The organism is Ruminococcus sp. FMBCY1, assembly GCF_023921805.1.
Lineage (GTDB): Bacteria > Bacillota > Clostridia > Oscillospirales > Acutalibacteraceae > Ruminococcoides > Ruminococcoides intestinale_A.
Genome location: NZ_CP074197.1, coordinates 909,230 through 931,905, shown reverse-complemented (window position 1 = coordinate 931,905; position 22,676 = coordinate 909,230). Strand labels below are relative to the sequence as shown.

The window sequence follows — 22,676 nt, the reverse complement described above, 5'->3', positions numbered from 1 at the left end:
GTGTGAAAATGGTATTAATTTATTTATTTAAAAAAATTTCACTAATTAGTATAGCATAATTGCAATGGAAATTCAAGTATATTATTAATGCCCGACTATTTTTTGAAAAGTCGGGCATTAATTGTTAAAAATTTATTTGCTGATAAAAATTAATTGAGAAAATCTGCAAAAATTTGTCGATTAATGTTTAAACTGCTTTGGCTCGTCAATATGCTTTTTGCTAAATTTTTCCTTGCATAAATTGCATATTTTTTTGTAACAGAATTCTATGCCTGCGGCTATCAGATTTATTATGCCTGAGCTTATCAAAGCGCTGACAAACACGCATAAAATCATAAGCGGCATAAACGGAAATCTCGCATAAAAATCGGTTGTGTTTTTATTTAAAAATTCATAGTAGTAAATTGCATCGAAAATAAACGACAGCAGGTAAGTGCCGAGCACCAAATCCGAAATTTTCCAAAGTACAAATTTTGTTTTTACATTAATATTTTCGAGTTTGAGCTTGCTTATTATCAAGAAAATCAGAACAGACATTACATACGGTTCAATACCGTACCAATACACATAGTTTGAAGTTGAAAACGGCATGCCGTAGCATCTGTAAAAATTGAAAGTGCCAAATCCGAAAACGGCAACCACAAGAGCAATTATAAGGTAAATGTTTTTAATTTTTGTGCCGTACTCACGAATGTAGCATCCTGTAAAATAGTAGGTGATAGGATAAATGCCAACCCACCAGCTCGGTATCAGCTTTTGTGTTTCTGTATTTGATGCAGGATTTGCCCACCACTCCAAGGAGTCAAATCTAAACGCATTGAAAAGTGACGGCAAAATGGTAATAGCAATTAATGTGATAAGCAAAATATTCTTTTGCTTGCGGCTGTCAAGATTTTTGTAAATAATATTAAGAAACGGAACAAGCAAAAACAAGCCTATATACATTTCTATGTACCACGAGTAGTTAGCGCCTGTAAAATCTAAAATACCTGTAAAAAAGGTAAGCGGAGTAAGTGTGTAACTTCCGACAATTGATTTATAAATCATACAGGCAATCGCCACAAGAATGTAGACTATTATGGTTTTTCTTATGCCCGAATAGTAACCCTTTTTCAGCGTTTTGTTGCACAAAAGGAAACCCGACAAAATCATAAACAGCGGTACGCATACAGAACACAATGTGCGCAGAACAGTTGCAAAATACATTACCGCATTATCGTTTGTTGTGTAATAGTAGCCCGAATGGTAAAAGAAATGAATACCGATTACACAAAGCACTGCTATAATTCTAAGAATATCCATATTAGGATTTCTTACTTTTAATTTTTCAAGATTCATTGCTACCCTCTCATTAAATGCCTTTCGCAAATTACGAAAGGCATTGACTGTAAATTTATTATAAGTTTTAGTTTAGTCCTCAAGAAATTCCTCAACGATAAATCTCGGACGCCTTTTGACTTCTAAATAAATTTTTCCAATGTATTCACCTATAACGCCTATTGCAAGAATCTGAAGTCCGCCGATTGCCCAGATAGAGCAGAGCAGGCTTGCCCAGCCGCTTACCGCAAATCCCATAAAGTAGCTGACAAGGCTGTAAATAATCATAATTATGCTTGCCGCAAACACCACTGCGCCAAGACCTGTAATCATTCTGATTGGCTGAATACTCAGAGATGTAATGCCCTCCCAAGCAAGAGCGAGCATTTTTTTGAGCGGATATTTGCTTTCACCGGCAAGTCTTTCAAAACGCTCATATGTAACTATATCCGATTTATAGCCGATAAGAGGTACCATACCTCTAAGGAAAATATTTGTTTCCTTATACTCGGCAAAGGCATTTAAAGCTCGTTTGCTCATAAGTCTGAAATCGGCGTGGTTAAAAATAACCTTTGCACCCATTTTGTTGAGAATTTTATAGAATGCCTCGGCTGTAAATCTTTTAAAGAATGTGTCGGTTTCTCTCTTTGAACGCACACCATACACAACATCACAGCCGTTTTCGTATTTTTCAACCATTTCGTCAAAGGTGTTGATGTCGTCCTGCAAATCGGCATCAATAGAAATAACAGCGTCTGCCTTGTCCTTTAAAGTGATAAGGCCGCAGAGCAGAGCGTTCTGATGTCCTCTGTTGCGAGAAAGTTTTATTCCCTGAAACACAGGATTTTTGCTATGCAATTCACTGATAATGCTCCATGTTTTATCCTTAGAACCGTCATCAATGAAAACAATTTTGCTGTCATCTGTAATTTTGCCCTCAAGCATCATTTTGCTGAATTTGTCAGAGAGCTTTTGCGCCGAATCCCTTAGTACCTCTTCTTCATTGTAGCAGGGAATGGCAAGGTAAAGTTTAGTCATAATTGCCTCCGAATATATTAACGCAGAATTATCCATTTATTACATACTATTATATATCGTTAATATTTTAAAGTCAATAACACACAGAAAACGGACAAAATCATATAAAATCATATAAATGTATATTAAAGGAAGCAAAAGAAAAGAAAATTTTAATAAAATAGTAAATTTAGTCTTGTAAAGGGTGAAAGATTGTATTATAATTAAGAAGTAAAAAACCTTATGGAGGTATAATCAAATGGCTCAGAAATCAATAGCAGTATTAACAAGTGGCGGTGACGCTCCTGGTATGAATGCCGCTGTAAGAGCAGTAGTTCGTGCAGGTATAAATAAAGGTATGAGAGTTTACGGTGTTTACCGTGGATACAATGGTTTGCTTAACGGCGATGTTCAGGAAATGAATCTTCGCAGTGTTTCGGATATTATCGGCTTTGGCGGTACAATGCTTTACACAGCAAGAAGTGAAGAGTTTGCTACTCCCGCAGGTATTAAGAGAGCGGCTGATTTTTGCAGAAGTATTGATGTTTCAGGCGTTGTTGTAATCGGCGGCGACGGTTCTTTTAAGGGCGCTCGTGCTCTTACAAACGCAGGTATTAACTGTATCGGTATTCCGGGTACAATTGATAATGATATTGCTTGTTCAGAATATACAGTAGGCTTTGATACAGCTATGAATACAGCACTTCAGATGGTTGACCGTATTCGTGATACAGCTCAGTCACACGACCGTTGCTCAATCGTTGAGGTAATGGGCAGACGCTGCGGCGACATTGCTTTGCAGACAGGTATTGCAACAGGCGCAACAGCTATCCTTGTTCCTGAAATTCCATATAACATTGAAAGAGATGTTATTCAGAGAATTGTAAATACTCAGAAAACAGGCAAAAAGCACTTTATCGTTGTTGTTGCTGAGGGTGTAGGCAAGGTTGCAGAGCTTGCTAATTATGTAGAAAACAGACTTGGCATTGAAACCCGTGCTACAATTCTCGGTCATGTTCAGCGTGGCGGTTCACCTACACTTCGTGACAGAGTTGTTGCAAGTGAGATGGGATTCAGAGCAGTAGAGTTGCTTGAGAGAAATCTCGGTAACCGTGTTGTAGCAATGAAAGACGGCAAAATTATTGACCTCGATATCAATGAGGCTCTTGATATGCAGCGTGTATTTGACGAGGATCTTTACAAGATTGCTATGACAATTTCTATCTGATAATCAGATAATTTAATCAGTTTTTAAAGTGTCGGGGCGGACTATGTTCGCCCTGATTTTGTATTCTTATATTGAAAGGATTTTCGCCTTATGATAACCTCTCGGCAGGAATTGACAAGGGATATGATTTTTTATTCTGTTTGCGTGTCGGATTTTGAAAAGCTCGATTTTAAAAACGATGCGCTTGCAGGCGTGCGTGCAAATTATTTTAATTCAAATCACCGCCCACAGGCTGATGATACCGATATTCTTTTAGATGATGTATCGTACAAGCTCTCTTACAAAATGAGTAAAAATCAGCCTTTATCGTGGAAAGTGACAAAAAATCTTCGTCCGTATCAGTCTGTAAAGCGAGAAACAGGCGGAATTTACTGCGTGAGGTATTATACCGAAAATGCCACTGTTTATAAAAAGCAATTTTTTGACAGCTTACATTTGTGGATAAGAACCGAGTACTTTGACAAAAGCATTGAGGGCGAAAGACTTTGCACCGTATCACCAAAAAAGATTGATGATGTAATTGTTATTGAAAAAATTACTTTCAGCAATAACCGCAAGGTTGGCAGTGAAACCTTATTTCCGTCAGATAAAAATTCAGACGGAAACAGTGCCGCACTTGTTTACTCTAACAACGGAATGATATGGTATGACAGCAGTTTTGTGCCGAAATATTCTGTAAAAGAAGAAAGTAAAGAAAATACAGTAAACGAGCCGAAACCGAGCAGGTTTAAGCTTGAGACGGATAAATTTTTACCGGATTATTCTCCTGAAAATCCGATAGATTTGTCATCACTTGAGTATCTTCAAGATACATTTAAAGAGCCGCAGCCACAGATAACCGCTTATGACAGGATAGAGAAAATCCTTGAGGAGGCACATAAGACAAATAAAAATCTGTTCGGTCAGGTTATTGAACATTCGGGTGTCGAAGTAGCAGATGAAGAAACCGATGTTCTCGCACAAACCGATGAAAGCGTTGAAGAAAAAGTTACCGAAAATCACGATGATGAAGTTATCGAACAGGCTGAAAAGTTTGAAAAATCCGACGAAACGGAAAGTAAAGACGATAATAATTTACAAAATACCGTTGTCGAGGAAGGTGATGTTATAACTGCAGAAGAAGAAAGAAAATCTGACGCAGTGGTAAGCACTACTTCGGGCAATTATGAGTATTTTGGTGCGGTAGATGAAAACGGTTTGCGTACAGGCAGAGGAAGAACCGTATCTCCAAGTGGAATTACAGCGTATGACGGTGAATATGCACAAGGCAAGCGTGACGGCTTTGGTGTATTTTACTATAAAAACGGCGATATTAACTATGTCGGCGATTGGAAAGAGAATCAACGCAGCGGCGCAGGTGTAGGATACAGAACTTCTGACGGAACAATGCATATAGGTAAATGGGAGAATAATTCTCCGACAAACTACGGCGCAAGGTTTAATAAAGACGGTACATTTATTGATGTTGCCGATTATGCAAACGGAGTTAAAAACGGAAAATGCATTTCTTTAGACGAGAACGGCAATTTCTATATTTCAATATGGGAAAACGGAAAGAAAATTTCAGAACATATTATTGAATGGTGATAAAATGGATGATTTTGATTTTATTTCTGCACTAAATTCTTTTAATGAAAAATATTTGCCGAAAATTCTTATTTTTCTGCTTGTATTTGTTGTAGGCAGTTTAATTGTAAAATTACTGTTAAAGCTAATCAGAAAAATTATTAATAAAAGTAAGATTGAGCGTACTGTTATTACATTTTTCTTTTCTATATTAAAAATAGTTTTATATTTGATTGTTGTTATGACAGCGCTCTCTACAATCGGAGTTAATGTTTCTTCAATCATAACTACATTTGCCGCTGCGGCAATTACTGCCGGTCTTGCATTGCAGGAATCACTGGGAAATGTGGCGAGTGGCGTGGTAATTCTTATAAGTAAACCTTTTGTTGCAGGAGATATTCTTGAATTTGAGGGCATAAAAGGATATGTTAGAAGTATTCGTGTTTTTTCAACTCAAATTCATACTTTTGACAATAAAATTGTAAATATTCCAAATTCAAGACTTACCGCAAACAATGTAACAAACTGTACAGGTCAGACAAACCGCAGAATTAATTTGTCATATACTGTAGGCTATGATGATGACATTGACCTTGTTCGTAAGATAATTCTTGACCTTGCAAAGTCAGATGAAAGGGTTTTAAAAGATCCCGAACCAAAGGTATATGTTGATAAATATCTTGACAGCGGTATTCAAATTGTTGCTTGGGTGTGGGTAGAACCCGATGATTATTACGGTGTTTATTATATGATGCAGGAAAATGTACTAAAAGAATTTAAAAAGAACGGAGTAACAATTCCGTATCCGCATATTCAGCTTGTTAAAGAATAAAAATTCATAAAAGCAAAACTATTGCTAAAAATAATAGTGCCTTCATTTGAGGGCACTATTTTTGTTTATTAAGGATGGTTTTATGAAAAAAATAATTGCTGCATTGCTTGCAACCATTGCATTTGCTACGGCACTTACAGGTTGCGGCGGTAATAAGAATAATTCTAAAAACGAAACTTCTGCACATAGTTCCGCAACTTCCGAGAATTCCAAAAACGAAGACTCTAAATCAGACGATAAAAACAAAGTCGAGAGTAAAGCCGATTCTATGACAGATGATGCCGAGCGTAACGGCAGAGTTCGTGACGGTGACGGAATTATCGGAAATGAAGAATACGAAAATCGTGACGACGGTTTAACAGACGGTGTTGAAGATTATGTAGAGGGCAGAATGGAAAACGGCTCTACACTTGCTGATGATGCGATTTTTTAATGAAAAACGGGCGTTTTTAAGCGTCCGTTTCATCTTATGGATTATTTATTGAAAAATGAAGAATTATAGTTTAGTGTATAGCTTTAATTAAGAATTAAAAATTTAGGTTAAGTTATATAGTCGTTATACAGCCTTTTCAAGTTCATGCTTAAGCCTGCGAATAATCTTTTTTTCTAATCGAGAAATATAGGATTGCGATATACCGAGTTTGTCGGCAACCTGTTTTTGTGTATGTTCTTTTCTGCCGTTAAGACCGAATCGCAATTCCATAATCAAACATTCTCTTTGATTAAGTTTTGATACCGCTTGCAGTACAAGCCTTTTTTCAAGTTCATTTTCAATATCTTTATTTACAAGGTCAGGGTCACTTCCTAAAATATCACATAATAACAGTTCGTTGCCGTCCCAATCTGTATTTAACGGTTCATCAATAGATACTTCGTTTTTCAATTGAGAGGATTTTCGCAGGAACATCAGTATTTCATTTTCAATACAGCGTGAAGCATATGTAGCAAGTTTTATGTTTTTTTCGGGTGAAAATGTTTTTACCGCTTTTATAAGCCCTATAGTTCCTATTGAAATTAAATCCTCTGCGCTTGCGCTCGGCGAATCGTATTTCTTGGCAATATATACAACAAGTCTTAAGTTATGGGTAATCAATTCTTCTCTGGCACTGTTGTCACCGTCTGTTATTCTTTGCATTATTTCGGCTTCTTCTGATTTTGTAAGAGGCGGAGGCAGAGTTTCACTTCCGTTAATATAAAATACTTCATCGTCAAAATTAAAAAATAATCTTATTTTTCTTAGAATCTGCATAATGTTCATTGCAATTTCTCCTGTCAGTTATTGATAAGTTCACTTGGTATTATTGCCTTTATATCATCTTTAAAGATGTTTTCGCAAATTCCTATATAAACCGAATTATCCGCTTCCTTTCCGTCAATAATAATGTTGTCGGCACAAAAGCCTTGCAGTATTCCGCTGCCGCCAAGGCTTGTGAACGGAATTAATCTGACCTTTGTTTTGTCGGGGACAAAATCATTAAACACCTCTTTTTCGGCTACTATCACGCTCTTGCCCGAAAACGGCTCTTTTACATTGCAGCCTGTATCAAGTTTTGCGTTAAATATATAGCACTTGTCATTTATTTTTATTTCTATATTATGAATATCTGACTTGTAAACGCTTTTCGTCAGTTTTTTTATAAGTAAAAGAATATAATAGCATACGAGGGTAAGAATTATCAGCAAAACAGGGGAGATGTCAAAGTAAATTACATCATTGTATATTCCCATACCTTTTGGTTTAAAAGCGAGGTATATAAAAATCATAAGTCCGCCAAAAGAAAATGAAAGTGCAAAGAAAATAAGTACCCGCTTTATGTATGTTTTAATTTTGCATTTTCCAAAGGTAATAAAAATTATTAACATAGCGACCGCCAAATCGGTGAGAATATTTAATCCGAACGGCAGTACAGGGAGCAGAGCGGTGAGGCTGAAAAGTCCGCCGACAATACTTCCTATTATTACTCTGAAATATTTTATATTTGAACCGATGATTTTCTTTGTCAGCATCAGTAAAAAATAATCTATAAATATGTTTACCGTGATTAGAACATCAATGTAAATATTATTCATAAAAAGCCCCTTTACTATTATTACATACATTCAAAATAATAAATGTCAAATTGTGTATAGGAGGTAAAATATGATTGTCGGTATAATTATAGGTGTATTTATAGGAGGCATTATCGGAGTAAGCGTAATGTGTCTGCTGTATTATCATAATTGAAGAAAATAAAAACGGCTGAGTCTTCGCTTTGAAAACTCAGCCGTATATTTTGCCTGAATATTAAGATTTTAAATTTCTTGTGCCGAGGAAAAGAATAGCAAGCATGCCTGAACCTACATGAGAACCGATAACCGGACCTATATCGCAGATAATTGATTTTTTGCACATACCCTTGATTCTTTTTTGAAGTTCAAGAGCACCTTCTTTGTTGTCTGCATGACCTATAAATACAGTCTGCTCTTTCGGGCTTTCAGCGTCACGCTCAAAATGCGAAACAAGAGAATTATACACATTGCTTGCGCCTCTTACTTTACCTACATTAATAAGATGCCCTCCTTCATCTACACTTATAAGAGGTTTAATCTGCAAAGCCTTACCGAATGTAGCCGCAACGGCGGAAATTCTGCCGCCTCTCTTAAGATGGTCGAGGTCTTCAACAATGAACCAGTGACAAACCTTGAGTTTAATATCATTGATATACTGTTCAAGCTCTTCGATTGAAACACCTTCTGTGTACTTCTGACCTGCAAGGTAAATAAGCAGGCCAAGTCCGACAGAGTCGCACATAGAATCAATAATAACAATTTTTCTGTCAGAATATTTTTCCTGCAAATCTTTTACAGCCATAAGACAAGTGTTATAAGTTCCGCTAAGACCTGTACAGATACCTGTATAAAGTATATCCTTTCCGGCTTTTAAATACGGTTCAAAATAATTTATAAAATTATTGTAGTTAATTTGGGTGGTTTTTGAGTCAATGCCGCTTTTGAGCTTAGAATAAAAGTCATCAAGACTCATCATTCTTGCATCTGCATAGTGGAGGTAAGACTTGTCCTCCATAGTAAATTCCATTGGCAGAATTTCAACATTAATCTCCTTGGCAATTTCAGCAGAAAGGTCACAGGAGGAATCGGTCATAAAAATATAATCCATAAAAACATCTCCTTTGTAGTGTACATTTGTCATATAAGTTTATTCTATCAAATATATATATAAAAGTCAATGAATGGAGGCTTTTTTTATGAATTGCAGACTTACAGATATAAGACATAAGGAAGTAATAAGTGCGTGTGACGGCTGCAGAATAGGTTTTGTGGATGATGTTATAGTAGATACCAAGTGTGCAAAAATAGTGTCGCTTGTTATATTCGGCAGGAGCAGTTTTCTGGGCTTTATAGGTAAATGTGAGGATTATATAATTCCGTGGGAGAAAATTGAACTTATAGGTGAAGATACAATTATCATATCCTGTTCCATGCCGAATCCCGTAAAAAGGTGCAAAAAGCCAAGATTTAAAGAGAAATTCTAAAAAAATTGATTTTCTACCTATTTTGCACAATCCACTAAGAAGTATTCGCTAATTTATGCAAATTAAACAATTATTTGTGTTTATGAGAAAATTAAAATTTGATTGTTACAACAATATAACAAAAGTAACAAAAAATAACAGGGCTGAAAATTTGCATTTTTCAAAAAAATGTGGTTTAATAACAACGAATTGTGTGTTTGATAAAATTTTAACGACTAAAGGAAGTCGCATAAAACACAGCCGAATATTGGTTTTGAATTATGCTAATCACAGGGAGGATAAATTTTTGAGAACAAATAATAAACATACAGAAAATGGCAAAAAACAGGTTACTGCAAAAAAGACAAGCAGAGCACTTAAACCTATTTCTTTTATAAGTGCTATAATACTGGCATCTGCTTGCCTGCTTATTCCTACCACAACACTTGCGCCAAGTGTTGATGCTTATGCTGACAGCAGAGCGGCTGCATACTCCGTTGGCGGTATTGATACTTTCTCACAGTCAATTGCTGAAAATTGTGCGGAAACAGTACCTACGGAAACTGCTGACAAAAAAGCAGAGGAAAGCACAGCGGCAACCAAACCGACAGAAAAGGCTACCAAGCCTACAACAGCTCCCGCAAAGGAGAACAAAACGGAAACTAAGGCAACTACTAAGCCTGTTGAAGAAAAAGAAGAAGAAACACAGCCTACAGAGAGTGTACAGACTTATCTTGTAAGTATTGATAATCCTGACACATCTTATTCTCCGAGCAGGGTAACTCTTTCTGATTATGACAGAGCAAAACTCGAGCGCCTTGTAATGGGTGAGGCAGGTACTATGGGTTATGAGGGATGTGCTCTCGTTGCCCAATCAATCAGAGATGCTATGAACCTTTCCGGTAATACATCTATTGATTACATTATAGATGAATATAAGTACTATGCCCCGACAAACATTGAGCCAAACTCAGATGTTAAAGCAGCGGTTTCTTATATTTTTGACAACAACGGTTCGGCTGTTCAGCACAGAATCATCTGTTTCTACACAGGTGAAAGTAAATGGCACGAAACACAGAATTTCATTATCAGCTGCGGTAATGTAAGGTTTTTTGATCTGGCAGTCTGATACATACAATATGCAAAAAATCAAGTGTTATTTCAAAAAAACACTTGATTTTTTTGCATTTTATGGTATAATAATATAGCATTTCGCACGTTGGGCTTGTCGGAACGGTGGCAAATTGCTCTTAACCCGATAAAAATCAAGGTCCGGCGGAGGTTTTAACCTAAGGAGGATATTTAAAATGGCAGTAGTTTCAATGAAACAGCTCTTAGAAGCAGGTGTACACTTTGGTCACCAGACAAGAAGATGGAACCCTAAGATGGCTGAATACATCTTCACAGAGCGTAACGGTATTTACATTATTGACCTTCAGAAGAGCGTTAAGAAGCTCGAAGAGGCTTACAACTTTGTTCGTGAGCTTTCAGCAGAAGGCAAGAGCGTACTCTTTGTAGGTACAAAGAAGCAGGCTCAGGATTCAGTTAAAGAAGAGGCTCTCCGTGCAGGCGCTTACTATGTAAACGCAAGATGGCTCGGCGGTATGCTCACAAACTTTGCTACAATCCGCAGAAGAATTGCTCGTTTAAAGCAGCTCCGCACAATGCAGGAGGACGGTACATTTGATCTTCTTCCTAAGAAGGAAGTTATCAAGCTTAACCTTGAGATCGAAAAGCTTGAGAAGTTTATGGGCGGTATTAAGGATATGACTTCAATGCCGGGCGCACTCTTTATTGTTGACCCAAGAAAAGAGAGAATCGCCGTTGCTGAAGCTAAGAAACTCAACATTCCGATTGTTGCTATTGTTGATACAAACTGTGACCCTGATGAAATCGACTATGTTATCCCAGGTAACGATGACGCTATCCGTGCAGTAAAGCTTATTGCAGGTGCTATGGCTGACGCTATCATTGAGGGTAAAGAAGGTCAGATGGGTGCAGCTGCTGTTGAAGAAGAAACAGCAGAAGAGGCAGCTGAATAATTTTATTTATCTTATAATTATATCAATCGAAAGGATGTAATATAAATGGCAGCATTTACAGCTCAGGATGTTAAAACATTAAGAGAAAAAACAGGTTGCGGCATGATGGATTGCAAAAAGGCTCTCACAAATGCCGATGGTGATATGGACAAGGCTATTGACTTCTTAAGAGAGCAGGGCCTTGCAAAGGCAGCTAAAAAAGCAAGCAGAATTGCTGCTGAAGGTGTTGCTTATGCAACAACTAATGCAGACGCTTCTGTTGGCGTAGTTATCGAAGTAAACGCTGAAACAGACTTCGTTGCTAAGAACGATTCATTTATGGATTTTGTTAAGGCTTGTGCTCAGACAGTTATCGAGCAGAATCCTGCTGATGTTGATGAGCTTCTTACACTTAAGGCAGCAGGCTCTGAGCAGACAGTTGCTGAACTTCTCCAGGAGAAGATTCAGACAATCGGCGAGAACATTAAGATCCGTCGTTTTGAGCGTATGGAAGGTGCTTGCGTAGCTTATGTTCATGCAGGCGGTAAGATTGGCGTTCTTGTAAACTTCACAACTGACATTGCTGTAAACGATGAGTTCATTGCTTACGGTAAGGATGTAGCTATGCAGATTGCAGCTCTCAACACTCCATACCTTACAGAGGCTGATGTTCCGACTGATGTTATTGAGCATGAGAAAGAAGTTATGCGTCAGCAGGTTATTAACGAGGGTAAGCCTGAGGCAATTGCTGATAAGATCGTTATGGGTAAGATCGGCAAATTCTATAAGGAGAACTGCCTTGTAGATCAGGAGTTCGTTAAGGACAACAAGCAGACAATTAAGCAGTATACTAACAACACAGCTAAGGCTCTCGGCGGCAGCATTGAGATTGCTAAGTTCGTTCGTTTTGAAAAGGGCGAAGGCATCGAAAAGCGTCAGGACGATTTTGCAGCTGAAGTTGCAAGTATGGTTAAATAATTAATTATTTATTAATATTGCATAATTAATCCCACTCAAATTTTTTGAGTGGGATTTTTTGCATTTGGAAATAAAGCAGTATAAGTATTTTTAGGTACTTTATCAAATGTTTGTTGGGTGAATTATGGATTATCGCACAGCTTTAGCAAAATAATTAAAAATTTGGTTTTGCTTTGGGCAGTGCCCCTAATATATTCCAATATAACGATGTATCAGGCTCAAACAGCGAGCTGTTTGGCTATCAAGAAATTGTGTAAGAGTAAAGTGTTTGTGGCTTTGCCTACACCCCACGACCTTTGAAAAAGTCGACCAAACTTTTATAATTGCTTTGCAGTTGTATTAAGCCAAACTATAATTTATTAATGTTACCTCGACTTTTAGAATAGAAGCGATTTCTATAAGACAGCAATTATCAAATTAATTACAAAGAGAGCGATTGTAAGGCACATAAAAACAAAGGCGACCTTTTTTTGATTAGTAACATTAATAACAGCTTTCTTTTTAATATTAGAAGATTTACTGAATATATAAGAAATAAAATCTACATTATTGATGTTGCTTTTAATATCTTTTCCTATAATCAAAAACAAATTAAACTGTAATTTTAAAAGAATGTATTTTTCGGTTTCGTAAACGCCCGTAATGCTCGAATAATCAAATTCTCTTGATATATTCTTTGTTACGGTAATAATTTTTTCGCCAAAGTAAGTAGTGTGAGTAATATACTTTTCGCCGGTAGTAAACAAAGCTCTTTTATAGCTGTTTTTGATATTTCTCTGTGTTTTAAAATATATTACTCCCATAAGCAAAACTATTACTGCGGATAATATCAGATATAATTGCATATCATCTGTAGTTTCACTTTGAAAATAATAATTAAAAGATTTTAGTATTAATATTCGTGTTGTTATAAAACCCGTTATGATAAATTCAATTATAAATATTATTGCCAATCTTTTATAGCTTACATTGTTAAAGTCTAAATAATCTTGTTCGTTCATTACAATTTTTGATTCAAAATCGTATTTATAATCACTGTAATTAATATTTTCATTATCCATTTTTAACACCTCAATACAATGTTATCATAATGATAAATAAAAGTAAATAAAATATTATAAAACAATCAAATTACAGCTGATTTTTTATAGAAAAATAATAAAAAGGACATCGGTATATGAACAGCCGATGTCCTTTGAGTTTTAAGATTTAAAATCAGTCAGCAAAATATCTCTTTAAAAGACCTGCAAAGCCTGCACCGTGTCTTGCCTCGTCTTTAGCCATCTCATGAACTGTATCGTGGATAGCGTCAAGATTTTGAGCCTTTGCTCTCTTAGCAAGATCAAATTTGCCTTCGCAAGCGCCTGCTTCTGCCTCTGCACGCATTTGGAGGTTCTTCTTTGTGCTGTCTGTAATTACTTCACCGAGGAGTTCTGCAAACTTTGCAGCGTGCTCTGCCTCTTCAAAAGCATACTTAGTAAAAGCGGCTGAAATTTCAGGATAACCTTCTCTGTCAGCAACTCTTGCCATTGCAAGGTACATACCTACTTCTGAACATTCACCCTCAAAGTTAGCTCTGAGATCCTTTAAAATATCTTCGCTAACGCCCTGGGCTACGCCAACCTCGTGAACTGTTGCAAAAGACGCGCCCTCTACAACCTCTTTGAATTTGCTTGCAGGAGCTTTACACTGTGGGCAAAACTCCGGAGCTGTAGGTCCTTCATAAACATATCCGCATACTGTACAATACCATTTCATAATTTTTTCTCCTTTATAATAAATATATATTGTTAATTAAATACCGCTGTTCGGTATTAGTTATTACAGCAATCTGAACATTTGCCGTAGTAGATAACAAGTTTGCTCTCAATAGTAAAGCCTTTATTTAAAAGTGCAAGGCTTTCCGACGATTTGCTGCCGTCATCTGCTACATCAATTACCCTGCCGCAACAATTGCACACAAAATGTGTATGTGGGGAAGTGTTACCGTCAATGCGTTCTTCACCGTTTACATTACACACAACGCTTACCTTGCCTTCATTTTTAAATAATGAAATGTTACGGTAAACTGTGCCAAGGCTGAGGTCCGGATAATCGGGCTTAAGCTGTTCGTATATCCAACGGGCACTTGGGTGCGTCGTTGTACTGAGAATTGTGTTGTATATAGCGTTTCTTTTTGAGCTGAAATTTCTTTTCATTGCAACATTTTCTCCAAAAATTGATAATGATTACTGATTGCAAATATATTATCATAACTTTAAATTATTATATTTACATAAAAGAATAATAAGAATTATTTTTATAAAAAATTTTGGAGGTATTTATGGGTAAAATATACAAAAACAGATTAAAACTGCTTTTAATGTGTCTTACCACAGTAATTCTGTCAATTTTTATACTTGCATCTCTTAGCGGTGCAAGCGAAATTTCGGAAAATGCTATAAAAATGCCGATTATAATGTATCATTCGGTATTAAAGGATAAATCAAGCCAAAATGATTATGTGATTTCACCTGATTTATTTGAAAGCGATTTAAAATATTTTCAGGAAAACGGTTATACAACCGTAACGGTAAATGATTTAATTGACTATGTTTATTCCGATAAAGCCTTACCTGACAAATGTGTGATGCTGACATTTGATGACGGATACTACAATAACTATAAATATGTTTTTCCGTTGTTAAAAAAATACAACGCAAAAGCTGTAATTTCACCCGTTGCAAAGTTCAGTGAGAACTTTACGGCAACAGGTGAAGAAAATGCAAACTACGGTCATCTTTTGAAAAAGAATATTAAAGAAATGTATGATTCCGGGCTTGTGGAATTTCAGAATCATTCATACAATATGCACACTTTGACGCCAAGAAAGGGAATAGGTAAAAAATATAAGGAAAGTGATGATGAATATAAAACTGCAATTACAAATGATATAAATAAGGCTCAGGAATATATAAAATCTATTACGGGCAACGCACCTACCGCATTTATTTATCCCTTCGGTGAAGAAAGCGGCTCAAGTCTTGAAATTCTTAAAGAGGCAGGCTTTTTGTCTACTTTAAATTGTACCGAAAAACTTAATTATGTAACTAAAAATCCCGAAAGTCTTTATGAACTCGGAAGATTTCGCCGAGATAATGCGGAATCAACCGCACAACTTATGGAAAAAATAAGCAAAAAATAAATTGCGGAATAATATATTGTATGGTGCGTGAGCATTATTTTAATAAAAGGAGAATTATTATGCCAAAGGTATATTTAAGTCCGTCACTTCAGGAGTATAATCCTTATGTTGACGGCGGAAATGAAGAATATTATATGAATCTTGTTGCCGACGCTATTGAGCCGTATTTGTTTGCAAGCGGAATAGAATTTGACAGAAACAGTCCCGAAATGACTTTGTCACAGGCGATAAAGGACTCTAATAATTCGGCAAATGATTTGCATCTTGCAGTACACAGTAATGCTGCACCGGAGGGCTCGGCAGGCAGATATACCGGTGCTGACATATATTATTATCCGTCAAGCCTTAACGGAAAAAGGTTCGCTGAAATCTTACAACGAAATTATGAAAACATCTATCCGTATCCTGATGATGTAGATATTATTCCGACCACAAGCCTTGCGGAAGTCCGCAGAACAAAAGCACCGTCGGCATTGATAGAAGTAGCGTACCACGATAATCCCGAAGAGGCACAGTGGATAAGAGAAAATGTCGGAGCAATCGGAAGAAATCTTGCACAGTCGATTGCGGAGTATTTTGGAGTACCGTTTGTAGAGGCTTGAAATAGACGGCTATATAGTGTATAATTTAACAAAAAGCTAACGGAAGTGTAAGTATGAACGCTTTGAGCAACGAAACTAAACTTAAAATTGAAAAAACAATAAAAAATTTGAAAGCAAACAAGATGGATGCTTATTATTGTGATAACAAAGAAGACGCCTGCAATCTTGTAAAAACTCTGATTAAAAAGGGCGATGTAATATCAAGCGGCGGTTCTGTTACTCTTAAAGAAACAGGAGTGTATGATATTATTACTTCTTCCGATTATAAGTATCTTGACAGAGCGGCAGAGGGAATTACTCCCGAAGAGGTGGAAGAAGTTTATCATAAGACTTTTTCTTCCGATGTTTACTTTGCGAGCAGTAATGCGATTACAGAAAACGGAGAACTGTATAATGTTGACGGCAATTCTAACCGTGTTGCGGCAATTTTATATGGTCCTAAGAGTGTTATACTTGTTTGCGGTTATAATAAAATTGTAAAAAACATTGATGAGGCAATTGACAGAGTAAAGAGAATTGCCACACCGAGCAATACAATAAGATTGAATATTGAAACTCCATGCGGCAAAACAGGTAAATGTATTACAGCAGACAAAGAGGGCGCAGAACTTTGTTCGGGCTGCAAAAGTGACAGAAGAATTTGCTGTAACTATGTAGTTTGCGCTCAACAAAGACATAAGGACAGAATTAAGGTAATAATTATAGGTGAAAAATACGGATATTGATATATTAAAATTTAATTAAATAACAATAGAATTATTCCACTAATTGTTTTTGTGAATTATTGATTTTAAAAAATATGTACTGTTTAAGGCAAGCCATACCTTTGTTTCTAAAAATATGGCTTGCCGCACAGTTATGAACCCGATTAGTGAAAGTTGTTATTCTGATTCTTGTTCTGGCTGTTCTTCTGGTTTTTATTCTGGTTGTTATTCTGATTTTTGTTCTGATTCTGGTTATTGTTCTGGTTCTGATTGTTATTCTGATTCTGGTTGAAGTTCATATTAGCACCTCCCTCCGATATGCTTATTATTATCGTTTCTAAGGAATTTATACAATGAATATTTTTTTAGATAAAATGAAAGCTCTGCTCGGTGACGAGTTTGACGATTTTTTAAAATTTTATAATTCAAGCGGAGAACATTACAGAGGCTTAAGAGTAAATACTCTGAAATGTTCTGTGGAAAAACTTGAAAAATTACTTGATTTTGATTTAAAATCCGCTCCTTTTTGCAGTGAAAGTTTTTATATTCCGAATGAAATTACTTCGCTCGGTAATAACCCTTTGCATCATGCAGGCGCTTTTTATATACAAGAGCCGTCTGCTTCTTCGGCAGTAACAATGCTTGATGTGCAGGAGGGCGACTATGTACTTGACCTTTGCGCAGCACCGGGCGGCAAGAGTACGCAAATTGCCGCTAAGCTCAATTCAAAAGGCTTTTTATGGAGCAATGAAATTGTCAAAAACAGAGCTAATATTCTGCTCTCGAATATTGAAAGAATGGGTATAAGAAATGCCACGGTTTCAAATGCGTATCCCGAGGTGCTTTGTGACAGGCTTGCCGGCTGTTTTGACAAAGTGCTTGTTGACGCTCCTTGCAGCGGTGAGGGAATGTTCAGAAAAGACTCAACTGCCGAAAGCGAGTGGAGTGACGAGCATGTAAAAAGCTGTGCGGAGAGACAGTTAAAAATTTTGAACAGTGCTAAGAATGCGCTTAAAGACGGCGGAGTTATGGTGTATTCCACCTGTACCTTTTCAGTTGAAGAAAATGAGGGCGTTATCGGCAGGTTCTTAGAGGAAAATCCTGATTTTAAACTTGAAGACGCAAATGTAAATTTTGGCAGACCGACGCTTGAATATGCACGAAGAATTTTTCCGATGGACGGCGGCGAGGGACATTTTGCCGCAAGATTGAAAAAATCGGGTGAATTATATAAAAATTCTTTTACGGAAAACAGTAAAAAGAAAATTGACAGTAAAATTTTTGATTTTTACGACAGCCTCTTTATAGGCAGACCGTTTGGTGAAAATATTGAAGTAATAGGCGATAAAATTATTGTTTTGCCGCAGGAATATGTACCGTGTGAAAAGCTGCCCGTTTTACGCAGCGGAATAATTTTGGGACAAATAGTTAAAAACAGAATCGAACCGCATCATTCGGCATTTATGGCGGCAAAAGCAGACGAGTGTGTTTCAAAAGTGGATTTTGATGTAAATTCTGCGGAAATTAAAGCGTTTCTTCACGGCGAAGAAGTTGCCGTTGACAATAATATTAAAGGATACACTGCTGTCTGCGTAAACGGAATTACTGTGGGATTTGGCAAATGCTCAAACGGCAGACTAAAAAATAAATATCCGAAAGGACTTAGACTTTTATAATGAATAACTTATCTGATATAGGAAAAATTAAAGAGATACTTTCAAAACACGGCTTTACATTTTCAAAATCACTTGGTCAGAATTTTCTGATTAATCCGTCTGTATGCCCGAGAATGGCAGAGTACAGCGGTGCAGGCGAGGGTGTAGGTGTAATTGAAGTCGGTCCGGGTATCGGTGTACTTACAAATGAGCTTTGTCAGCTTGCCGATAAGGTAGTGGCAGTAGAACTTGATAAAAGACTTCTGCCTGTTCTTGATGAAACGCTTGGCGAATACGATAACTTAAAGGTAGTAAACGAAGATGTGCTTAAACTTGATTTGCACAAGCTGATTGACGAGGAGTTTGCAGGAATGAAGGTTGTTGTTTGCGCAAATTTGCCCTATTACATAACATCTCCCGTTATTATGAAACTGCTTGAGGACAGACTGCCGATAGAGGCAATAACCGTAATGGTTCAGAAAGAGGCGGCACAGAGGATTTGTGCGGAAGTCGGTACAAGACAGAGCGGTGCGGTCACTGTGTCTGTAAATTATTATGCCGAGCCTGAAATGCTGTTTGGCGTAAGCGCAGGTTCTTTTATGCCTGCCCCGAAAGTCGATTCGGCAGTAATAAGACTTAATGTAAGAAAAGAGCCGCCTGTAAAGGTTGAGAGTGAAAAACTGTTATTCAATGTAATAAAAGCGGCTTTTTCACAGAGAAGAAAAACTCTTGCAAATTCGCTTAGTTCGGGACTTTCTGTTGAAAAAGGCAAGATAAATGAGCTTTTGATTAATTCGGGAGTAGAAACAAACGCAAGAGCGGAAAAGCTGACTCTTGATGACTTTGCGAATATTACAAACAATTTGCAGGAGATGATGTAATGAAAAAGCAAAAAATGAATGTTCTTTTTAAAATTGCGTTTATTTTACTTATAATATGCGTATTGCTTATATTAGCATCAATTATTATTGCCTATGCTTTTGACAGTGAAAAATGGTCGGCAATCACTTCCGCAAGCGGAGTTTTGCTTGCAACCGTAGGAATAATTCTCGGAATGTTAAGCAAACCAAAGAAAGTAAAGTTAAAAGATGAAAATAAAGAAAAACAGTTGACAAAAACCGAATAATCTGATAGAATAAAACCACTGTAAAGGGGAGTAGTTTGCAGATAATCTGTGGTACAATTCGTCAATCTCATACCTTATGGTATCGGTTGTATCTTAAAAAACGAGACTTTTATTGTATGATAATTGCGTTTGCAATATTTTACAATAAAAGTCTTTTTTGTTTGCTTACTTTCTTTTATTAAGAAAAAATATGGAGGAATTATGATGAACTGGTATCAGTTGACCAAAGAACAAGTGCTTGAAAAGCTCGGTGTTACAAAGGACGGACTTAGCTCAAAAAAAGCCGAAGAATTATTGCAAAAAAACGGCGAAAATGTTTTGCAGGAGGGAAAGCGAAAAACCGCTTTGCAAGTGTTTCTCAGTCAGTTTGCGGATTTGCTTGTAATTATTCTTATTATTGCTGCAATTATTTCAATGTTTTCGGGTAATATTGAAAGCACTATAGTAATTTTTGCGGTAATTATTCTTAATGCCATTCTCGGTACAGTCCAGCATATCAATGCGGAAAAATCACTTGACAGTTTAAAGTCACTTTCATCTCCGAATGCAAAAGTAATTCGTGACGGACAGAAAATTGAAATTCCGTCAAAAGAAGTGGTTGAGGGTGATATGGTTGTGCTTGAGGCGGGTGACCTTGTAGTAGCTGACGGCAGAATTATGAATAATTATTCTTTACAGGTAAATGAAAGCTCACTTACGGGCGAATCAACTAATGTTGATAAAAACGATGATAACATTACTGCGGAAGTCCCGCTCGCAGACAGAACAAATATGGTATATTCGGGCAGTTTGGTAACCTACGGCAGAGCTATTGTAGCTGTTACAGGCACAGGTATGAATACCGAAATAGGCAAGATTGCAAGCCTTATGAATGCGGCAAAAGAAAAGAAAACTCCTTTGCAGGAGAGTCTTGATAAATTCTCAAGCAAACTAGCGATTATTATTCTTATTATTTCTGCGCTCGTATTCGGTTTAAGCCTTTTAAATCATATGGCAATTCTTGATGCGCTTATGTTTGCTGTTGCCCTTGCCGTTGCCGCTATTCCTGAGGCTTTGGGTTCAATTGTTACTATTGTACAGGCAATTGGTACTCAAAAAATGGCTAAGGAAAATGCAGTTATCAAAGATTTGAAAGCGGTTGAAAGCCTCGGTTGTGTATCTGTAATTTGTTCCGACAAAACAGGTACGCTTACTCAAAATAAAATGACTGTTCAGAAAATATATATCAACGGTGAAAGTATTTTTGAAGAAGAACTTGACCTTAATAATCAAAGCCACCGCTATTTACTTTACGATATGGTGCTTAATAACGATTCAAGCATTGTTGACGGAAAGGGAATAGGCGACCCTACAGAGTATGCGTTGCTTGAAACTCTGAGAAAACTCGGATACAACGAAGATGATTTGCGTTCGGGACTTAAAAGACTTGAGGAAGTGCCGTTTGATTCCGACCGTAAGATGATGAGCACAAAGTATAAACTTCACGGTGTGAATCATATATTGACTAAAGGTGCTATTGACGCTATTCTTGACAGATGTGACAGTATTGCGACAAAGGACGGTGTTCGCCCGATTACTCAAGCCGACAAGGCAGATATACTCAAGCAGAATACAGAGTATTCCGAAAACGGCTTGCGTGTGCTTACTTTTGCTTACAAGGAGTCTGATGAAGAACTCAATGTAAATACGGAGTACGGATATACTTTCTTAGGACTTGTTTCTATGATTGACCCGCCTCGTGAGGAGTCAAAAGCAGCGGTTGCAGATGCTGTCAGAGCAGGTATTAAGCCTGTTATGATAACAGGTGACCATAAGATTACCGCCACTGCCATTGCAAGACAGATTGGTATTTTCAGAGAGGGAGATATTGCCGTAACAGGTATGGAGCTTGACGCAATGAGCGACAGTGAACTTGACCAAAAGATTGAAAAAATATCTGTCTATGCTCGTGTTTCGCCCGAAAATAAAATCAGAATTGTTGAGGCTTGGCAGAGAAAGGGCAACATCGTTTCTATGACAGGTGACGGCGTAAATGACGCACCTGCACTCAAAAAAGCCGACATCGGTGTTGCAATGGGCATTACAGGTACAGAGGTATCTAAGGATGCAGCGTCTATGGTACTCCAGGATGACAACTTTGCAACAATTATTAAAGCTGTTGCAAACGGCAGAAATGTTTACAGGAATATTAAAAATGCAATTCTGTTCCTGCTTTCGGGCAATATGGCAGCTATATTTGCGGTAGTTTACGCATCGCTTCTTGCTTTGCCTGTGCCTTTTGAGGCAGTTCATCTTCTCTTTATAAATCTTTTAACCGACTCGCTTCCGGCTATTGCTATCGGTATGGAGAAGCCCGAAAAAGATTTACTCTCGCAAAAACCGAGAGATCCTAAACAGGGTATTTTGACTAAAGAATTTTCCGCACTAATGCTTTTGCAGGGTGCACTGATTGCCGTTGTTGTAATGACTGCTTTCTATATAGGTTTGCAGGTTAATGCCGCAACTGCAAGTACAATGGCTTTTGCAACACTTACCCTTGCTCGTTTGTTCCACGGCTTTAACTGTCGCAGTAAGCATTCGATTTTTAAAATCGGTCTTGCCTCAAATGTATATAGCCTGCTTGCTTTTGCGGCAGGTGTAGGACTTCTTGCTTTTGTAATTTTTGTACCGTTTATGCATCCGCTGTTTAAGATTGCGGAACTTACAGGCGCACAAATCGGATTTATTGCTCTGCTTGCTTTTATTCCGACTGTAATTATTCAGATTGCTAAGGTAATTGCTGAAAACATTAAAAAGAGTAAATAAGAGCAAAATCAGCCAAACTCAAGCAAAGATATATCTCTTTTAATAAAATAAATTTTATAAGCCGCAGTATTGTTGTTAAAATATTATTAAAATTCTTGACAACTAACTGCGGTTTATTTATAATTAAGT

Annotated in this window: 25 protein-coding genes; 16 read left to right on the top strand and 9 right to left on the bottom strand. The window is 37.1% G+C overall.

The features are described 5' to 3' along the window. Window positions 1–180: 180 nt before the first annotated feature. A complete protein-coding gene (locus tag KGF34_RS04490) occupies window positions 181–1,338 on the bottom strand; it encodes an acyltransferase family protein (protein ID WP_252559965.1) in 1,158 nt (385 codons plus the stop codon). 72 nt (window positions 1,339–1,410) lie between these two features. Then, on the bottom strand, window positions 1,411–2,358 hold the full coding sequence (locus KGF34_RS04485; RefSeq protein ID WP_333780952.1) for a glycosyltransferase family 2 protein: 948 nt from the start codon (window positions 2,356–2,358) through the stop codon (window positions 1,411–1,413). 235 nt (window positions 2,359–2,593) lie between these two features. On the opposite strand from KGF34_RS04485, the gene pfkA reads away from it, so the two are divergent. From pfkA to KGF34_RS04465, 4 genes are all read left to right on the top strand, one after another. Beyond that, window positions 2,594–3,562, top strand: coding sequence for a 6-phosphofructokinase (pfkA, locus tag KGF34_RS04480; RefSeq protein WP_176782005.1), 969 nt, complete (start codon window positions 2,594–2,596; stop codon window positions 3,560–3,562). A gap of 123 nt (window positions 3,563–3,685) precedes the next feature. Continuing rightward, window positions 3,686–5,149: a hypothetical protein gene (locus KGF34_RS04475; protein WP_252559964.1), complete on the top strand. Its 1,464-nt coding sequence runs from the start codon at window positions 3,686–3,688 to the stop codon at window positions 5,147–5,149. A 4-nt stretch (window positions 5,150–5,153) separates the two neighbouring features. Next, window positions 5,154–5,960: a mechanosensitive ion channel family protein gene (locus KGF34_RS04470; protein ID WP_252559962.1), complete on the top strand. Its 807-nt coding sequence runs from the start codon at window positions 5,154–5,156 to the stop codon at window positions 5,958–5,960. Between the two features lie 82 nt (window positions 5,961–6,042). Continuing rightward, window positions 6,043–6,393, top strand: coding sequence for a hypothetical protein (locus KGF34_RS04465; protein ID WP_252559960.1), 351 nt, complete (start codon window positions 6,043–6,045; stop codon window positions 6,391–6,393). Between the two features lie 123 nt (window positions 6,394–6,516). Here the strand turns inward: KGF34_RS04465 and sigE are convergent, their stop codons facing one another. Continuing rightward, a complete protein-coding gene (gene sigE, locus KGF34_RS04460; protein WP_022235388.1) occupies window positions 6,517–7,218 on the bottom strand; it encodes an RNA polymerase sporulation sigma factor SigE in 702 nt (233 codons plus the stop codon). A 14-nt stretch (window positions 7,219–7,232) separates the two neighbouring features. Further along, window positions 7,233–8,030 (bottom strand): sigma-E processing peptidase SpoIIGA, encoded by a 798-nt coding sequence (locus tag KGF34_RS04455; protein ID WP_022235389.1) that lies wholly within the window; start codon window positions 8,028–8,030, stop codon window positions 7,233–7,235. A 70-nt stretch (window positions 8,031–8,100) separates the two neighbouring features. On the opposite strand from KGF34_RS04455, the gene KGF34_RS11815 reads away from it, so the two are divergent. Continuing rightward, a complete protein-coding gene (locus tag KGF34_RS11815) occupies window positions 8,101–8,184 on the top strand; it encodes a DUF3789 domain-containing protein (protein ID WP_354667456.1) in 84 nt (27 codons plus the stop codon). A gap of 60 nt (window positions 8,185–8,244) precedes the next feature. Here KGF34_RS11815 and KGF34_RS04450 read toward each other — a convergent pair whose 3' ends face one another. Continuing rightward, entirely contained in the window at window positions 8,245–9,117 is an 873-nt protein-coding gene (locus tag KGF34_RS04450; protein WP_252559959.1) for a DegV family protein, read from the bottom strand. Window positions 9,118–9,205: 88 nt separating this feature from the next. Between KGF34_RS04450 and KGF34_RS04445 the strand changes: the two genes are divergently transcribed. From KGF34_RS04445 to tsf, 4 genes are all read left to right on the top strand, one after another. Next, window positions 9,206–9,493 (top strand): YlmC/YmxH family sporulation protein, encoded by a 288-nt coding sequence (locus tag KGF34_RS04445; RefSeq protein WP_022235391.1) that lies wholly within the window; start codon window positions 9,206–9,208, stop codon window positions 9,491–9,493. Between the two features lie 286 nt (window positions 9,494–9,779). Continuing rightward, window positions 9,780–10,601, top strand: coding sequence for a hypothetical protein (locus tag KGF34_RS04440; protein ID WP_252559958.1), 822 nt, complete (start codon window positions 9,780–9,782; stop codon window positions 10,599–10,601). 178 nt (window positions 10,602–10,779) lie between these two features. Further along, entirely contained in the window at window positions 10,780–11,514 is a 735-nt protein-coding gene (gene rpsB / locus KGF34_RS04435; RefSeq protein WP_022235393.1) for a 30S ribosomal protein S2, read from the top strand. Between the two features lie 45 nt (window positions 11,515–11,559). Next, window positions 11,560–12,471, top strand: coding sequence for a translation elongation factor Ts (gene tsf, locus KGF34_RS04430; protein WP_252559957.1), 912 nt, complete (start codon window positions 11,560–11,562; stop codon window positions 12,469–12,471). Window positions 12,472–12,866: 395 nt separating this feature from the next. Here the strand turns inward: tsf and KGF34_RS04425 are convergent, their stop codons facing one another. The 3 genes from KGF34_RS04425 to KGF34_RS04415 all read right to left on the bottom strand — a co-directional run bounded on the left by KGF34_RS04425 (window position 12,867) and on the right by KGF34_RS04415 (window position 14,669). Continuing rightward, complete coding sequence (locus tag KGF34_RS04425; RefSeq protein WP_252559956.1) at window positions 12,867–13,532, bottom strand: YcxB family protein; 666 nt, start codon at window positions 13,530–13,532, stop codon at window positions 12,867–12,869. A 154-nt stretch (window positions 13,533–13,686) separates the two neighbouring features. Further along, window positions 13,687–14,232 carry an NADH peroxidase gene (locus KGF34_RS04420; RefSeq protein WP_186934991.1) on the bottom strand — a complete coding sequence of 182 codons (546 nt, stop codon included), beginning with the start codon at window positions 14,230–14,232 and terminating at the stop codon, window positions 13,687–13,689. 53 nt (window positions 14,233–14,285) lie between these two features. Continuing rightward, complete coding sequence (locus KGF34_RS04415) at window positions 14,286–14,669, bottom strand: transcriptional repressor (protein ID WP_249376151.1); 384 nt, start codon at window positions 14,667–14,669, stop codon at window positions 14,286–14,288. Window positions 14,670–14,794: 125 nt separating this feature from the next. Between KGF34_RS04415 and KGF34_RS04410 the strand changes: the two genes are divergently transcribed. The 3 genes from KGF34_RS04410 to KGF34_RS04400 are packed head-to-tail and all read left to right on the top strand — an operon-like array spanning window position 14,795 to window position 16,982. Next, a complete protein-coding gene (locus KGF34_RS04410; protein WP_022235398.1) occupies window positions 14,795–15,655 on the top strand; it encodes a polysaccharide deacetylase family protein in 861 nt (286 codons plus the stop codon). 59 nt (window positions 15,656–15,714) lie between these two features. Next, complete coding sequence (locus KGF34_RS04405; RefSeq protein ID WP_252559955.1) at window positions 15,715–16,257, top strand: N-acetylmuramoyl-L-alanine amidase; 543 nt, start codon at window positions 15,715–15,717, stop codon at window positions 16,255–16,257. A gap of 53 nt (window positions 16,258–16,310) precedes the next feature. Then, window positions 16,311–16,982, top strand: coding sequence for a lactate utilization protein (locus KGF34_RS04400; RefSeq protein WP_252559950.1), 672 nt, complete (start codon window positions 16,311–16,313; stop codon window positions 16,980–16,982). 143 nt (window positions 16,983–17,125) lie between these two features. On the opposite strand, the gene KGF34_RS11735 is transcribed toward KGF34_RS04400, so the two are convergent. Beyond that, on the bottom strand, window positions 17,126–17,260 hold the full coding sequence (locus tag KGF34_RS11735; RefSeq protein ID WP_022235401.1) for a hypothetical protein: 135 nt from the start codon (window positions 17,258–17,260) through the stop codon (window positions 17,126–17,128). Window positions 17,261–17,314: 54 nt separating this feature from the next. Between KGF34_RS11735 and KGF34_RS04395 the strand changes: the two genes are divergently transcribed. The 4 genes from KGF34_RS04395 to KGF34_RS04380 all read left to right on the top strand — a co-directional run bounded on the left by KGF34_RS04395 (window position 17,315) and on the right by KGF34_RS04380 (window position 22,547). Continuing rightward, window positions 17,315–18,637, top strand: a complete 1,323-nt coding sequence (locus KGF34_RS04395) for an RsmF rRNA methyltransferase first C-terminal domain-containing protein (protein ID WP_252559948.1) — start codon at window positions 17,315–17,317, stop codon at window positions 18,635–18,637. Continuing rightward, complete coding sequence (rsmA, locus tag KGF34_RS04390) at window positions 18,637–19,497, top strand: 16S rRNA (adenine(1518)-N(6)/adenine(1519)-N(6))-dimethyltransferase RsmA (protein ID WP_252559946.1); 861 nt, start codon at window positions 18,637–18,639, stop codon at window positions 19,495–19,497. Before KGF34_RS04395 ends, rsmA begins: the two co-directional genes overlap by 1 nt. Beyond that, complete coding sequence (locus KGF34_RS04385; protein WP_022235404.1) at window positions 19,497–19,742, top strand: hypothetical protein; 246 nt, start codon at window positions 19,497–19,499, stop codon at window positions 19,740–19,742. The genes rsmA and KGF34_RS04385 overlap by 1 nt, the downstream gene beginning before the upstream one ends. 201 nt (window positions 19,743–19,943) lie before the next feature. Continuing rightward, window positions 19,944–22,547: a cation-translocating P-type ATPase gene (locus tag KGF34_RS04380; RefSeq protein ID WP_252559945.1), complete on the top strand. Its 2,604-nt coding sequence runs from the start codon at window positions 19,944–19,946 to the stop codon at window positions 22,545–22,547. Window positions 22,548–22,676: the final 129 nt, after the last annotated feature.